The organism is Clostridioides sp. ZZV15-6388 (genome assembly GCF_020657755.1).
Classification (GTDB): Bacteria; Bacillota; Clostridia; order Peptostreptococcales; family Peptostreptococcaceae; genus Clostridioides.
Map to the genome: position 1 here is coordinate 1 of NZ_JAGWCU010000157.1, position 236 is coordinate 236.

General features: G+C 30.9%; 1 protein-coding gene. It reads right to left on the reverse strand.

Going from position 1 to position 236, the window contains the following annotated elements:
* Positions 1-236 (reverse strand): IS200/IS605 family accessory protein TnpB-related protein (locus tag KGF48_RS20820; protein WP_227868516.1); only part of this gene is annotated, 236 nt, incomplete at both ends.

Here is a 236-nt window from a genome sequence, read left to right on the forward strand (position 1 = left end):
GATTTTTATATCCACATTTAGAACATAATTGACTAGATGCGAAGTTCTTATCTGCTACTATTATTTCTCTACCATACCAATTAGCTTTATATTCTAACATTCTTCTGAACTCCGACCAACTTGCTTCGCTTATAGCTTTCGCTAACTTATGATTTTTCACCATATTTTTTACCTTCAAGTCCTCAATAACTATAACTTGGTTTTCGTGTATTAGTTTAGTTGATAACTTATTTAGG